13 protein-coding genes are annotated in these 14218 nt (G+C 63.2%); 6 read left to right on the forward strand and 7 right to left on the reverse strand.

Translation table 11 applies throughout. The annotated features are described in order from the left end of the window. Nucleotides 1-202: 202 nt before the first annotated feature. The 3 genes from CV102_RS02835 to CV102_RS02845 all read right to left on the reverse strand — a co-directional run bounded on the left by CV102_RS02835 (nucleotide 203) and on the right by CV102_RS02845 (nucleotide 3223). Nucleotides 203-1738 (reverse strand): aldehyde dehydrogenase family protein, encoded by a 1536-nt coding sequence (locus tag CV102_RS02835; protein ID WP_148856319.1) that lies wholly within the window; start codon nucleotides 1736-1738, stop codon nucleotides 203-205. An 80-nt stretch (nucleotides 1739-1818) separates the two neighbouring features. Next, a complete protein-coding gene (locus tag CV102_RS02840) occupies nucleotides 1819-2331 on the reverse strand; it encodes a hypothetical protein (RefSeq protein ID WP_148856320.1) in 513 nt (170 codons plus the stop codon). Between the two features lie 82 nt (nucleotides 2332-2413). Continuing rightward, the gene (locus tag CV102_RS02845; RefSeq protein WP_148856321.1) at nucleotides 2414-3223 is read right to left on the reverse strand and encodes an RIO1 family regulatory kinase/ATPase domain-containing protein; all 810 of its coding nucleotides are present in this window, start codon (nucleotides 3221-3223) and stop codon (nucleotides 2414-2416) included. Nucleotides 3224-3459: 236 nt separating this feature from the next. Here CV102_RS02845 and CV102_RS02850 point away from each other — a divergent pair, with 236 nt between their 5' ends. The 3 genes from CV102_RS02850 (at nucleotide 3460) to CV102_RS02860 (ending at nucleotide 6097) form a co-directional block, all read left to right on the forward strand. Continuing rightward, nucleotides 3460-4662 (forward strand): DUF7544 domain-containing protein, encoded by a 1203-nt coding sequence (locus tag CV102_RS02850; RefSeq protein ID WP_148856322.1) that lies wholly within the window; start codon nucleotides 3460-3462, stop codon nucleotides 4660-4662. 66 nt (nucleotides 4663-4728) lie between these two features. Further along, entirely contained in the window at nucleotides 4729-5871 is a 1143-nt protein-coding gene (locus CV102_RS02855; protein WP_148856323.1) for an acyl-CoA dehydrogenase family protein, read from the forward strand. A gap of 4 nt (nucleotides 5872-5875) precedes the next feature. After that, nucleotides 5876-6097, forward strand: coding sequence for a hypothetical protein (locus CV102_RS02860; protein WP_148856324.1), 222 nt, complete (start codon nucleotides 5876-5878; stop codon nucleotides 6095-6097). 1 nt (nucleotide 6098) lies between these two features. Here the strand turns inward: CV102_RS02860 and CV102_RS02865 are convergent, their stop codons facing one another. The 3 genes from CV102_RS02865 to CV102_RS02875 all read right to left on the reverse strand — a co-directional run bounded on the left by CV102_RS02865 (nucleotide 6099) and on the right by CV102_RS02875 (nucleotide 9031). After that, nucleotides 6099-6608 carry a DUF2062 domain-containing protein gene (locus tag CV102_RS02865; protein WP_148856325.1) on the reverse strand — a complete coding sequence of 170 codons (510 nt, stop codon included), beginning with the start codon at nucleotides 6606-6608 and terminating at the stop codon, nucleotides 6099-6101. Nucleotides 6609-6808: 200 nt separating this feature from the next. Further along, a complete protein-coding gene (locus CV102_RS02870; protein ID WP_148856326.1) occupies nucleotides 6809-8065 on the reverse strand; it encodes a Glu/Leu/Phe/Val family dehydrogenase in 1257 nt (418 codons plus the stop codon). A 111-nt stretch (nucleotides 8066-8176) separates the two neighbouring features. Continuing rightward, nucleotides 8177-9031: an HpcH/HpaI aldolase/citrate lyase family protein gene (locus tag CV102_RS02875; protein WP_148856327.1), complete on the reverse strand. Its 855-nt coding sequence runs from the start codon at nucleotides 9029-9031 to the stop codon at nucleotides 8177-8179. Between the two features lie 309 nt (nucleotides 9032-9340). On the opposite strand from CV102_RS02875, the gene CV102_RS02880 reads away from it, so the two are divergent. From CV102_RS02880 to CV102_RS02890, 3 genes are all read left to right on the forward strand, one after another. Further along, nucleotides 9341-9679: a hypothetical protein gene (locus CV102_RS02880; protein ID WP_148856328.1), complete on the forward strand. Its 339-nt coding sequence runs from the start codon at nucleotides 9341-9343 to the stop codon at nucleotides 9677-9679. Between the two features lie 481 nt (nucleotides 9680-10160). Beyond that, nucleotides 10161-10367 carry a cold-shock protein gene (locus CV102_RS02885; protein WP_008418277.1) on the forward strand — a complete coding sequence of 69 codons (207 nt, stop codon included), beginning with the start codon at nucleotides 10161-10163 and terminating at the stop codon, nucleotides 10365-10367. 898 nt (nucleotides 10368-11265) lie between these two features. Then, nucleotides 11266-12549 carry a Cdc6/Cdc18 family protein gene (locus tag CV102_RS02890; RefSeq protein WP_148856329.1) on the forward strand — a complete coding sequence of 428 codons (1284 nt, stop codon included), beginning with the start codon at nucleotides 11266-11268 and terminating at the stop codon, nucleotides 12547-12549. Nucleotides 12550-12848: 299 nt separating this feature from the next. Here CV102_RS02890 and gdhB read toward each other — a convergent pair whose 3' ends face one another. Continuing rightward, nucleotides 12849-14123, reverse strand: coding sequence for a glutamate dehydrogenase GdhB (gene gdhB, locus CV102_RS02895; RefSeq protein ID WP_148856334.1), 1275 nt, complete (start codon nucleotides 14121-14123; stop codon nucleotides 12849-12851). Between the last annotated feature and the right edge of the window lie 95 nt (nucleotides 14124-14218).

Here is a 14218-nt window from a genome sequence, read left to right on the forward strand (position 1 = left end):
GGGTGAACGAGCAGAGCGAGCGAACCCTCGGCGCAAAAACTTCGATGTGCTTCTCTACGTAACGAATCGACCAGTTCAGACTCACGGTTTAGACTGAATAACAAAACCGGACTACCAACTACTGTTACTACTGCTCTCGTCACGCCGAGCGAGACGCTATCGGACGATCGGCTCGAAAAAAGTCGGGCGTCGAACGCGGCGGTCAGTCCTCTCGCGTCACGATATCCGCCGACAGCCCCTGTGCCATCTCGATCTCCTTCGAGTTGTTGAGCGTCCAGGCGGTGCGCTCGGTGACGGCCTCGATGGCCTCTCGAGCGCTCGGATAGCCGTTGCCGGACTTCTTGACGCCGCCGAACGGCAACTGGACCTCGGCGCCGATACACGGCAGGTTCGCGTACGCGAGGCCGATTTCGGCGTGGTCGCGGAAGTAGTTGATCTGGCGGTAGTCCTCCGAGATGATCGCGCCGGCCAGTCCGTAGGGCGTGTCGTTGTGGATCTCGACGGCGTCCTCGATATCACCCGAGTACTCGACTAGGGCGACGTGGGGACCGAAACACTCCTCCTGGAGACAGCGCAGGTCGGAGTCGTACTCGGTCTCGTAGACGAACGGGCCGACCCAGTGGCCGTCCTCGTGACCGTCTGGGATCTCGTCGTCCTCGAGCTCGAAGCGGTCGACGAGCACGTCGGCACCCTCCTGCTCGGCGAGTTCGTTGTGTTTGCGGATCTTCTCGACGTGCTCGGCCTCGATGGCCGGCCCCATGAACGTGTCCTCCTCGAGCGGGTCGCCGACCGCGATGTCCTCGGCGATGTCGACGTACCGTTCCTTGAACTCGTCGTAGATGTCCTCGTGGACGATCAGCCGCTCACTCGAGACGCAGCGCTGGCCCGTCGTCTTGAAGCTCGACATAATCGCCGAGTGGACGGCGATGTCGAGGTCCGCCTCCTCGGTGATGACGATGCCGTTCTTGCCACCCATCTCGCAGGCTGCGAGTTTGCCGGGTTCGCCGCCGACCTTGCCGGCGATCTCGTGACCGACTTCCGCGGAGCCGGTGAACAGCACCGTATCGACGCGGCCGTCGTCGGTGATCGCCGCGCCGGCGTCGCCGAAGCCCTGGACCATGTTGAAGACACCCTCGGGAATCCCCGATTCCTCCATCATTTCGGCGATGATCTGACCGCACCACGGCGTCTGCTCGGCGGGCTTCCAGACGACCGTGTTACCCTCGACCAGCGCGATGGCCATGTGCCAGAACGGGATTGCGACCGGGAAGTTCCAGGGCGTGATGCAGCCGATGACGCCGCGGGGTTTCCGGCGCATGTAGGCGTCCTTGCTCCCGACCTCGCTCGGGACGAGGTCGCCGTGGGGGTGACGGGCGTTGCCGGCGGCCCACTCGACCATGTGCCAGGCCTCGGTGACGTCGGCTTTCCCCTCCGAAATCTCCTTGCCGCACTCCTTGGAGACGACCTCGCCGAGTTCCTCGTGTCGCTCACGAAGTTCGTGGTAGATGTCCCAGAGGTACTCCGCGCGGTCGATGTAGGAGAGGTCGCGCCACTCCTCGAAGGCGTCCTCGGCCGCCTCGAGGGCGGCGTCGACGTCGTCGGCCGTTCCGCGGTGGAACTCCGCGAGGGTCTCGCCCGTCGCCGGGTTCTCGCTCTCGAACGTCTCCGAACCGGTTCCCTCCGTCCACTCGCCACCGATGTAGTGGCTGTGTACCTGCTCTGTGGCCTGTTGGCTCATATACGTGTTGAGGACGAACGCCGTGAAAACGTTGATGGTCGTCAGTTGACGTTCGAGGGCGGACAGCCGTCACCGGGACGTCATCTGTCCTCGTTCTCGCCGCGCTCGTCGGTCACCGTCCGCTCGCCCTCCGGTGGCATGTCCTCGGTCTCGTCGTGGCGCTCCGCGCCGGACTCGTCCATCTCCTCGGTCGACGGCTCCATGGCCTCGCCCGATCTCCCCTCTTCGTCGGCCGTTTCCGCTGCGTCACCGGCATCCGAGCCGATTCTACGGCTTTCGGCGTTCACGTCCTCGTCTACCGTTTCTTCGTTGCGTTCGAACACGGGATCGGTGCCGCCCTCGGCATCTTCGTCTCGAGACGAGCGATTTTTTTCGAGACGAATTGCGTCGTCAGTGACGGTCTCGACGTCTTCCTCGTCGATCGGGACCGTCCCCTCTTCGTCGGTCTCTCGGCCGAACAGGGCGTTGATGGCGTCCATCGCGCTCGGATCCCGGTCGACGTAGGCTGTCGCACCGTCGACCGATACCACGACGCCGATCGTCTCGCCGCTCGCGGTCTCGACGTGCTTGCCGATTTCGTCGTCGGTGAACATCGTAGCCCACGCTAGTTTGACGCTCGAAAAGCCTGTGGTGCCTGCACTGGCGTGGGAATCCGAAACAGGGGTGGCGACCGACTCACCGTCGACCCAGATCCGCCGCCTTCTCGAGTTCGCTCCGCAGGGTCGTCGAATCGAACTCGTGGTCCGGTCGCAGCCGGACGAAATCGAGGAAGCGCCGGGCGGAGAGGAGCGAGTTCGGATCGTACACGGTCGACGCCGCGTAGACCGCGTCGCGAGCGCCGATCCGCGGCTCGAGGACGGCGAGCGCACAGGCGAGGTCGTAGGCGGACGTCTCGGCGACGCGATCCTCGTGGACGCTGGTGGCGTCGATGAAGTAGAGTTCGCCGTCACAGACCAGGATGTTTTCGGCCCGCAGGTCGCCGTGTGCCAGTCCGTGCTCGTGTAACGTCGACAGCATCTCGAACAGTTCCGGCGCGCGCGCTTCGACGTCGGCGTCGGGAACGTTCTCGAGCGATTCGAACGCCGGCAGATACTCGAGGACGAGCACGCCGAGTCCGTTGACCTCGAAGGCGTCGATGGGTCGCGGCGCGTTGACGCCGATCTCGCGCATCCGCCTGGTGGCCTCGTACTCGTGTTCGACCATCTCGCGGGGCGTGTCGAACCGGTCGAAGAAGCCGCCCGTTCCCGAGGAGACCGCGCCGACGTTGCGACCGGTCGTCAGGAGCGCGTGGACGAGCGCGTTCTGCCGGGAAACGATCTTGACGAACCACTCGTCGTCGATGACACACGGCGTCGACAGCCAGTTGTCGGCCTCGAGAAACTCGACGCGAACCTCCTCGCGACCGTACCGTTCCGCCAGCGTGTGGATCACGCGCTCGATGCGGCTCCACTCGACGGTCCCTCGAGCGAGCTGGCGGATATCCATACGTCGGAGAGAGGGCACAAGGGGTTAAATGCCTCCCGAAGTGTTGTGATCGAGACGAATCGGACGAGTGGATAGTCCGGTACCGTGAGCGTCGTTTTTCACCTCGAACGGCGCGGTCGAATCGGCACGACGGCCCCTCCTCCCGACGAGCAACTGTCCGGCGTTCCCCTGTCGATCTGTCCGAGAGAGTTAGAACAGTATCATTTTCACAGATGCGATGATACGGTCGAGTACGCATGGATGCTGTCGACGATCTCAGAGATTCTATCGAGGCGACAAGAAATTTCCTGACGCCGGTACGAGCGGGGGTGTGGCTCCGACTGGCGATCGTCGCGCTCTTCGTCGGCGGCTTCGGGACGGGATTCCCGTCGATTCCGTCCGGCGACGTCGGTCCGGTAGAAGAGCAAGCCCCGGACGTGGGCACCGAAGCGCTCCCCGAAGACGTTCTGATCGCCGCAGCCGTCGCTCTCGGGTTCTTGTTCATCGTCTGGCTGATCTTCGCGTTTATTTCCGCGATTATGGAGTTCGTCTTCATCGAGTCGCTGCGCTCGATGGACGTCCGCGTCCGACGATATTCGAACGAGAACGTCGGTCGCGGGATCCGCCTGTTCGGCTTTCGGGTGTTCCTCGTCCTCACCGCGCTCCTGGTCGGCGGGACGCCCGTCGCGGCGACGCTGCTCGGTCTCGACGGCGTCGGGGGCGCGGGTGCGACGGTCATCGCCGCATTGTTCGCGATCGCCGTCTACGTCGTCTACGCCATCGTGAACCGGTTCACCTCCGAGTTCGTGGCACCGGTCATGCTGCTCGAGGAGCGCGGCGTTCTCAGCGCGTGGCGTCGGTTCTGGTCGACGCTCGGATCGAACTGGACGGAGTACGCCGTCTATCTGATTCTGGTCTGGATCATCCAGGCCGCAGTCGGACTCGCCGTTGGTATCCTCATGCTCACTGGCGGTATCGTCGTCGCCATCCCGTTTGTGCTTCTCGCCGTCGCCTTCGTTCTCCTGTTGGGTGATATCGGCGCCGTCCTCGCGGCGATCGTCGTCCTCGCCGGCGTCGTCGCGTTCGCGCTGTTCGCGCTGCTCGTTCAGGTGCCCGTGGTGTCGTACTTCAAGTACTACGCCCTGCTGTTGCTCGGGGATACCAACGGGGAACTCGATCTCATCCCCGACCAGCGAGCGGCGATCCGGACCGACGGCGGCGAAGCCGGATCCGACGCCGACTACGAGGAGCCAATGACCCCGGCCGATCGCTGGGAGCGTGAGGACGAAGGGACGGGCCAGAAAGAGCCAGACTCGGAAAGCGACTGGCAGGCCGACTACGGGTGGACGGACGAGGACGGGATGGACGACTGGGACGACGCCGACCTGGACGACCGTGGGGATCGTGAGGACCGCGGTGAGGACGAGGACCGCGACGACGACCAGGATCGCGGCTGGTAACCCCGAGATCCCTCGATTCAGTTACGCTTTCGGAGCGTTTATTCCGGATGCTGGCAAGTATTGCATATGGACTTCGACCTGCCGGACGAGCATCGGATGGTCCAGGAGACGGTCAGGGACTTCTGTCAGCAGGAGATCGAACCGATCGCCCAGGAGATCGAGGACGAACACCGGTTCCCCGACGAGATCTTCGACCAGCTCGCCGAACTGGACATGATGGGCGTCCCTATCGACGAGGAGTACGGCGGACTCGGCGGCGACACGCTCATGTACTCGCTGGTCGCCGAGGAGATCGGCCGCGTCTCCGGCTCGGTCGGCCTCTCCTACGTCGCACACATCTCGCTGGCGTCGAAACCGCTCGAGTTGTTCGGCACGCCCGAACAGAAAGAGCGCTGGCTGCGACCGCTCGCGGAGGGCGAGTACATGGGCGGCTGGGCGCTGACCGAACCGAGCAGCGGTTCGGACGCCTCCGATATGGATACGGTAGCCGAAAAGGACGGGGACGAGTGGGTGATAAACGGCACCAAGCAGTTCATCACGAACGCCTCCGAGGCGGGCTCGGTGCTGGTCAAGGCCGTCACCGATCCCGGCGCCGGCTACGACGGCATCTCGACGTTCATCGTCGATCCCCGCGAGGACGAGGGGTTCGAGGTGACGACGATCTGGGACAAGATGGGGCTCAACGCCTCCCCGACCTGTGAGATTACGCTCGACGACGTCCGCCTCTCGGAGGACCGCCTGCTCGGCGAGGAGGGCGAGGGCTGGAACCAGACAAAAAAGACCCTCGACGGCGGTCGCATCTCGATCGCGGCGCTCTCGACGGGGCTGGCTCAGGGTGCCTACGAACACGCCAAGGAGTACAGCCAGGAGCGCGAGCAGTTCGGACAGCCGATCTCCGAGTTCGACGCGATCCGGGACAAGGTCGTCGACATGCACCGCAAGACCGAGCGCGCGCGGCTGCTCACACACCAGTCCGCCTACCGGTACGACCAGGGAGAACCCGTGACGCGGGAGTCCGCCCTCGCGAAACTCGACGCCAGCGAAGCCGCACGAGAGGTCGCCGAAGAGGCCGTTCAGGTGCTCGGCGGCTACGGCTACACCACCGACTTCGCGCCACAGCGATTCTACCGCGACGCGAAGCTGATGGAGATCGGCGAGGGGACGAGCGAGATTCAACACCTCGTCATCGGTCGAGAGCTCGGCCTGTAACGCGATGCTCGCGACCGCTTTCGGAATCGCCCTCATCGTCACCGGACTCGCCGGGGTTCGGTACGCCCCTGAAATCGTCGCGGCCCAGCGCAGGCAGCGAATGATGCCGTTCGAGGGAGACGAGGAACTCGAGGAAGAGGACCGTGTGCGGGTGACGAAGGGAACGGCGGTCGTCGTCGTCCTGATCGGGTTCGCCCTCGTCGGCTACGGCGTCGGACTGGTGTAGCTCACCTTCGACGGAACGGGCCGAGCGCCGCCGACGCGAGTGATTGCTCGGAGCGTCGTTGTTCCCGTTTTTGATGGATTCGCGTGAGGTAGACGACGACTGCGTAGCTCGAGATCGAGAGCAGGACGGCGATCACCAGGTTACCGATCAGGAGCTGTCTGATGGCGGCGCCCGCCATTTCGGTGATCGAGGCGGGCGTCGTACTCGACCGAAGTCCGCGAGTTCCGAGGAGCAGTCCGCCCGTCTGAAAACTCGCGACGTAGACGGCGGGCTTGATCAGCGGGTTGAGAACGGCGATCGACGCGATGATCGCGGGTTTGCTGACCCACGACCACCAGGCCGCGAATCCGGCCAGCAGGCCGATGCCGAGCCCGCCGGTCGGTAGGGCCGTTACGAAGATTCCCACCGAGAAGCTCAATCCCACCTCGTGGGGCGTGTGCTCCTCTCGGAAGGCGGTCGTCAGCTCCCGACGGACCCGGTTGCGATATCTGGCGAGCCGTTCTCGAATCACGCTCTATGGATCAGAATTGTCCAGTCGGCAAAAAGATATCGACGTCCTCGAGGCTTGAGTCAACAGTCCAACAGTATCTCTCCAGTAGCCGTGTAGCATGTTACGGCATACAAGAAAGCGATCGGGGAGGTTATGAGACGAACCTGAGCAGTCCGTATTCACAGGGGCCGAAAACGAATCTGCCGGACGGAGCCGACCACTCAGGGCCAGCTCCCGCTCTCGTCGTAGGCGTCGGCGACGCGCTGGATCGCGACGACGTAGGCCGCGGTTCGCGGATTATCGATACCGTGCTCCTCGAGCGTGTCGACCAGCGCGTCGAAGGCGTCGACGATGAGGTCCTCGAGTTCCGCGTTGACCTTCTCCTCGGTCCAGTAGAAGCGCTGGCGGTTCTGCACCCACTCGAAGTACGAGACGGTGACGCCGCCCGCGTTGGCGAGGATGTCCGGGATGACGAAGACGTCCTCCTCGGCGAGGTGAGCGTCGGCTTCGGGCGTCAGCGGGCCGTTCGCGGCCTCGGAGATGACGTCCGCCTCGACCTCGCTCGCGAGGTCGCCGTCGATGGCGTTCTCGAGGGCGGCGGGGATCAGCAGGTCGACGTCCATCGTCAGGACGTCCTCGTTGGTGAGTTCCTCCTCGCTCTCCTCGTAGCCGACGATGCTGCCGGTCTCGCTCTTGTGCTCCTTCGCCGCGACCGGGTCGAAGCCGTCGGGGTTGTAGATGCCGCCGCTCGAGTCGCTGGCGGCGACGACGGTCGCGCCCATCTCGTCGATCAGTTTGGCGGCGATCCAGCCGGCGTTACCGTAGCCCTGAACCGCGACCGTCGCGCCTTCGAGGTCCATGTCGAGGTAGTCGAACGCCTCGCGGGCGGCGATGACGGTCGAGCGGCCGGTCGCCTCGACACGACCCTCGCTGCCGCCGCTGGCAAGGTTTTTGCCCGTGACGACGCCCGGTTCCGTCGTGTTCTCGAGCGTCTCGTAGGTGTCTTTGATCCAATTCATCTCCCGCTGGCCCGTGTTCACGTCGGGTGCGGGGATGTCGCGGTCCTCGCCGACCAGCGGGCGGAGTTCCGTCGCGAACGCGCGGGTGACCCGCTCGAGTTCGGCTTCGGAGTAGTCGCTCGGGTCGATGACGATTCCGCCTTTCCCGCCGCCGTAGGGGATGTCGGCCGTCGCACACTTGTAGACCATCCACCCCGAGAGGGCCTTCACCTCGTCGCGGTTGACGTCCGGATGGTAACGGATGCCGCCCTTGTAGGGGCCGCGGTCGCCGTTGAACTGCGAGCGGAAGGCTTTGAACCGCTCGAGGGTCCCGTCGTCGAGTTCGACCGTGAGGTTCGTCTCGAGAACTCGCTCGGGGTGTTTGAGCCGTTCGATCACGTCGTCGCCGACGTCGAGGTAGGCGGCGGCGTCGTCGATCTGTGATTGGAGACTTTCGAAGGGGTTCGCCTGCCCGGTCATGCTAGCACTGTTTCTGCGACCCGAGGATAAGCGTAGCGAATATCTATCATAGTGAATTATATATGCAGTGATTTAGGACATTCTATTCTTCTTCAATTTCCCGGCATCGGGTCAGCGATTCGCGGCGTCCGCTCGAGCGAGAATTCGTTCGGCCTGCGCGATAAGCGGCGCGTCGATCATCTCGCCGTCGACCTCGAAGACCCCCCGTCCCTCGGCGTCGGCCTCGCGTTTGCCCTCGAGGACGGACTCGGCCCACTCGACCTCCTCGTCGGCGGGCGTGAACGCCTCGTTGATCGGCCCGACCTGCGCGGGGTGGATCGCCAGCTTTCCGTCGTAGCCGAGTTCGATCGCGAACGCGGTATCCTCGCGCAGACGCTCTTCGTCTCCGAAGTCGGTGACGAGCGTATCGATGGCCGCGCAGTCGTGGGCCGCCGCCGCGAGGACGACCCGCTCGCGGGCGTAGAGTATTTCGGTTCCCTCCTCGGTGCGGGTCGCACCGACGTCGGCCGAGAGGTCCTCCGCGCCGAAGACGAGCGCGTCGGTCGCGGGGACGGCCGCGATTTCGGGCGCCGCGAGCACGCCCGCCGCGCTCTCGATCAGCGCCAGGACGGGGACCGGCCGGTCGTGCGCCTCGAGCGAGTCAGCCAGCTTTCGAACGTCTGTAGCCGTCGCCGCCTTCGGGAGCATGACGCTGTCAAGGCGGAGCCGTTCGGCCCCACCGCAGAGGCCCTCGAGGTCGCGGTCGATCGCCGACCGGTCGGCGTTGACCCGCACGCAGACCTCGCAGTCGGGATCGAAATCGGGGTCCTCGAGCACCTCACGAACGGTTTCGAGCGCCTCGTCCTTCCGCTGGGGGGAGACGGCGTCCTCGAGGTCGAACACGATCACGTCGGCGTCGGAGTCGGGTGCCTTCCGAAGCATTTCCGGACGGTCGCCCGGCGTGAAGAGCACGCTTCTACGTACCATACTGCCGTGTGCGCGTACCGCCACCGTGAAAGTGGGGGTCGTCCTCGTGAACGGACGAGTCGTCCGCCTCGAGAACGCTACTCGGCGAGACTTGACTCGGTGAGACTGGACTCGGCGAGACTGGAACCGAGCGTTACGACGACCCTCGGAACTGGTGGCGGTTGTCGATGGTTCGCCGAATACTGGCGGAGGTTTTTCAGTGTACGAGAGGGGACGTTGTCGCCCGCTTCGGTCGGTCGTCGTCTGGCCCGGACCCCTCGTTCAGAGTGAAACGGGGTGCGACGGTGGGGGGGTGGGTGCGAGGACCGCGTGTCGACGGGATCTGTAGCGACAGACAGAGACCGCCGCCAGCATCTGTCGAACAGCCGAGTGGTGGCGTTCTCTCTCAGGGGATGTGTGCTTCGACAATCGCTCGAGGGGATCGTGGTTTTCACTCTGAACGAGGGGTGGTTGGTGTTCGGGCTGAACGAGGGTTGGCTGGTGTTCGGGCTGAACGAGGGTTGGCTGGTGTTCGGGCTGAACGAGGGTTGGCTGGTGTTCGGGCTGAACGAGGGTTGGCTGGTGTTCGGGCTGAACGAGGGTTGGCTGGTGTTCGGGCTGAACGAGGGTTGGCTGGGGTTCGAACTGAACGGGGGTGGCTGGGTTTGATATGGACGAGGGGCAGCCAGGGCTCGAGCGGCGAGCGATCGAACAGTCGGGGATCGGACTCGAGTGTCAGCGATGATCTCCAGGGAACCTGTCGTCGACTGGGGATCCCACACCCCTTACTCAGAGTGAAAGTGCGGTTCGATCTCGGGGGAGGGGGGAGGGGGAAAGGGAGGGAGACGGACGGGAGTTCGCCGTGGACGGCCATTCGGAGATACCTGAAGAGCCACGGGATCGCCGAGACTACACGACACAGTAGGGTTGCTACGAAAAGCGAGTCGGAGAGTCCAGAGCACGTCTACTCGAACGAGAATCTATTCCGGACATGTTTACCAGCAGTTGGTAACACGGTTTTGGTATTCAGCGTTATTTGTGAATCTGAATCGGTCGAATCGTTACCTACAGATGCGGATGTAGTGTGAGGAGTCGTGGTACCTCGACCCTCGGAAGGGTTATCCCTCATCCAACCCTCTGTCTGTTTGTAATGGCAAACGGTAAGGTTGACTTCTTCAACGACACTGGCGGCTACGGTTTCATTTCGACTGACGACGGCGACCTCGACGACGACGAAGACGTTTTCTTCCACATGGAGGACGTCGGCGGCGAAGACCTCACGGAAGGTACTGAGGTCGAGTTCGACATCGAGTCCTCGCCCAAGGGACCTCGCGCGGCGAACGTCGTCCGGCAGTAATACTGAGACACAACTGTCGTTCACAGCGACAGTAACAATCTCAATTTTCAGAAGGTTGTACATTTGAGCTGATGCTATCCGTACACTCTGTACGTAACACGATCTTCACGCGATGTTCTAAAAAAAGAACCAGTGCTACTATCTACTGTTGCACGCGGTCGAGGCGAATGCCACAGGGCTTGATCCCGAGGCAGTCCACTGCAGACGATCTGTCGTAGACAGTTTGCTCCGGATGTATTTGCTACAGATAATCTGCTGTAACCGGTCACTCGACCCAGATCATGTTTCCGCTATCGTAACATATAATACTATGTCTAGTATTCTGGTTCTAGTATTCTAGTTATTACTAGTAATGTGATTACAGATAGTAATCCTTCTATCGCTGGGAATAGTGAGCGTACGCTCCTGTAGGAGACGGCTACTATCGAAAGAATCCCCGTAGACCCTACGTAGAACGCTCCCTGTACAGGTAGTCTGGAGAACGACTCTCTATAATTCGTTCCCTGCCTGTATTCACTAAAAGTCCTACAACCGTCGCACCCGGCCGTTTCCGTCCCACTTTTCACTCTGAACGAGGGGGGTGGGTGGTGGGGGTGGAGAGCGGAACGACTCGAGTGCGACGCTCGAGACTGCGGTGACGTCCGACGCTCAGGACCACGGTGGGGTCAGTCGCCCGAGGACACAGTGGGGTCAGTCGCCCGAGGACACAGTGAGGTCAGGCGCTTGAGACTACGGCGAGGTCCAGCATTCGAGGCCACCGCGAGTTCAGTCTGCATCCGGCTACATCGTTCGTTGGTCGTGAGGTCGCCGAAATACGACCTAACAAGCGCTCTCACCGCACGTTATCAGTCTGAGCGAGCTTCCATAGTTTTATTATACGACTCTCCAAGAACGAGACATGACCGAGCAGGCGGGTGGGGATCCACTCTTTCAATCACAGGATCCGATCTTCAATCGGAAGGAACTCCTTCACGTCGGTCACGTGCCAGAAGAGGATCGGATCGTCGGCCGGGACGACGAAATGCAGTCCGTCGCGGCCGAGGTTGGGGCGATCACGCGGGGGGATCCGCCGAACAACGTGATGATCTACGGCAAGACCGGAACGGGGAAGAGTCTCATCTCTCGGCACGTCGCGACCCGCGCCCGGGACGCTGCCGAGAACAACAAGATCGATTGCGGCGTGCTCTACGTCGACTGCTCCGAGGCCAACACCGAGACCCGCGCGACGCGGCAACTGGCGCTCAACCTCGCGGACCAGACTGGCTACGAGGACCACATCCCCGTGCGGGGCGTCGGCACGATGGAGTACTACCAGCACATCTGGTCGATCCTCGAGTCGTTTTTCGATTCGGTCGTCGTCATCCTGGACGAGATCGACAAACTGGACAACAGCAACATCCTGATGCAGCTCTCGCGAGCCCGTGAGGCGCGGAAAACTGACGCCTACATCGGCGTCATCGGCATCAGTAACAAGGTCCAGTATCGAGAGACCCTCGACGAGCGCATCGACAGCAGCTTCGGCCACCGCGAACTGTTCTTCCATCCCTACGACGCCTCGCAGCTCCGCGAGATCATGCGCAACCGCCAGGACGCCTTCCAGCCGGACGTTCTCGAGGACGGCACGATCGAACTCTGTGCCGCGCTCGCCGCGAAGAAACACGGCGACGCGCGAAAGGCGATCGAGATCCTCAAGGAAGCCGGCGAACTCGCTCGCCGGACCGGCTCGGAGACCGTCTCCGAGCGCCACATTCAGCAGGCCCAGGAGGTCGCCGAGATCAACCGGATCGAGGAACTGACGAGCGGGGCGACCGCCCACGCAAAACTGGCGCTGTACGCGCTGGCGAGTTGCATCGTCACCGGGGACCGAGAGACGTACAAGACCCGGGAGGTCTACCAGCGCTACGTCGGCATCTGCGAACTGGTCGCAACCGACCCCATCACGGAGAACGGGCTCTACCGCCAGCTCAAAGAGCAGGCGTTCCTCGGCGTCATCGAGTCGGAGAAGACCGGCGGCGGCCGCTCGCAGGGGAGCTACCTCTTACACCGGCTGGTCACCGATCCGAAACACATCGTCAAAGCCGTTCGCCGCGACTCCTCGCTCGAGGAACTGCCGCCGTACGACAAACTCATCGACAGCAGCGACTCGACGCGCGAACGCGTCGATCTCTCTTCGTTTTCCTGAGTACTGTGGTCGACCCTCGTTCTTGAGCTATTAGCAACCGCCTCCTCGTCTTGCCTACCAGCAATCGACCTCTCGTTCCCGAGTTACGAGGAAACGACCTCTCGTTCCCGAGCTATCAGCGACCGCCACTTCGTTCCCCTACCACCGGCGACCAACAGCCAACTGCCGTCTCACCTGCCGAGACTCGACTACCGTTTCGCGTCCCGTTACAGTCTGAACGAGGGGTGGGTCCCTCGAAAAACCACTCACACCGGGGAGTTCACCCTCCACTCCCAGCGACGGAAGCTACCCTGTGATCGCTACGGCCAGAGTCCACGGGCCTCGTGGGCCGCCGCGATCCGCTGCAGGGCGACGAGGTAGGCTGCGTCGCGCCAGGTGACGTCTCGAGCGTCGTACTCCTCGCGGACGGCCTCCCAGGCGCGGAGCATCTCGGTCTCGAGTTCCTCGTGGACGCGATCTAAGCTCCACGCGCGGCGGTTGATGTCCTGGAGCCACTCGAAGTACGAGACGGTCACACCGCCGGCGTTGGCGAGGATGTCCGGGATTACTGGGACGTCGCGCTCCTCGAAGATCTGATCGGCGGTCGAGGTCGTCGGGCCGTTCGCCCCCTCGATGATCAGGTCGGCGCTGACTCGGCGAGCGTTCTCGCCGGTCAACACGTTCCCGATCGCCGCCGGGATGAGGACGTCGACGTCGAGTTCGAGCAGTTCCGCGTTCGTGAGTGTCTCGGGGGCGTCGTAGCCCGAGACCATCCCCGGCGTCTCGTCGTGATCTTCGACGTCGTTCGTATCGAACCCGTCGGGGTTGTAGATCGCGCCGTCGACGTCGGACACTGCGACGATGGTCGCGCCGCGCTCGTCGAGATAGCGAGCCGCGTTGGCGCCGACACTGCCGAATCCCTGTACGGCGACGGTCGTGTTCTCGATATCCCAGTCGTAGTAGTCGATCGCTTCGCGCGCGATGATCCCGACGCTCCGGCCGGGCGCTTTCTCCCGTCCGTGGGAGCCGCCGACGACGGGCGGCTTTCCGGTGACGGCTCCGGGCGTCGTTTCTCCCTCCTGCATCGAGTAGGCGTCCATGAACCACGCCATCGTCTCGGGATCGGTTCCCATGTCGGGGGCGGGGATGTCCTTCATCGGACCGATGACCGGCCGGAGCTCTTCGGCGAATCGGCGGGTGAGTCGCTCCTTTTCCGTGTTGCTGAGCTCCTTGGGGTTGACGACGACGCCACCCTTCGCACCGCCGAACGGGAGGTCCATGACGGCGCACTTCCAGGTCATCCACATCGAGAGTCCGATGCACTCGTCCTCGTTCACGTCGGGGTGGTAGCGAAGTCCGCCCTTGTACGGACCCCGGACGCTGTCGTGGTGGGCGCGATACCCCGTGAACATCTCGGTGGTACCGTCGTCGCGCTCGAGCGGGATCGTCACCCTGTAGACGCTGGTCGGGTGACGGAGTCGTTCGACGATCCCTTCGTCGACGTCGAGGTGTGCGGCGGCGCGCTCGAGTTGGCGACGGGCAGTTTCGACGGCGCTCTCTGCTTCCGGTTCCGATGTAGGTTCGGCAACAGTCATTGTGATCCGATCTCTGCACCGACTGGAGCGTCGATCGCGAGCGACCGTCGGTCAACAGCACTCCCCGCTGCGACCGCTCCCCGGGTGCAGGTGTG

The organism is Natronococcus pandeyae, from assembly GCF_008122205.1.
GTDB classification, from domain to species: Archaea; Halobacteriota; Halobacteria; order Halobacteriales; family Natrialbaceae; genus Natronococcus; species Natronococcus pandeyae.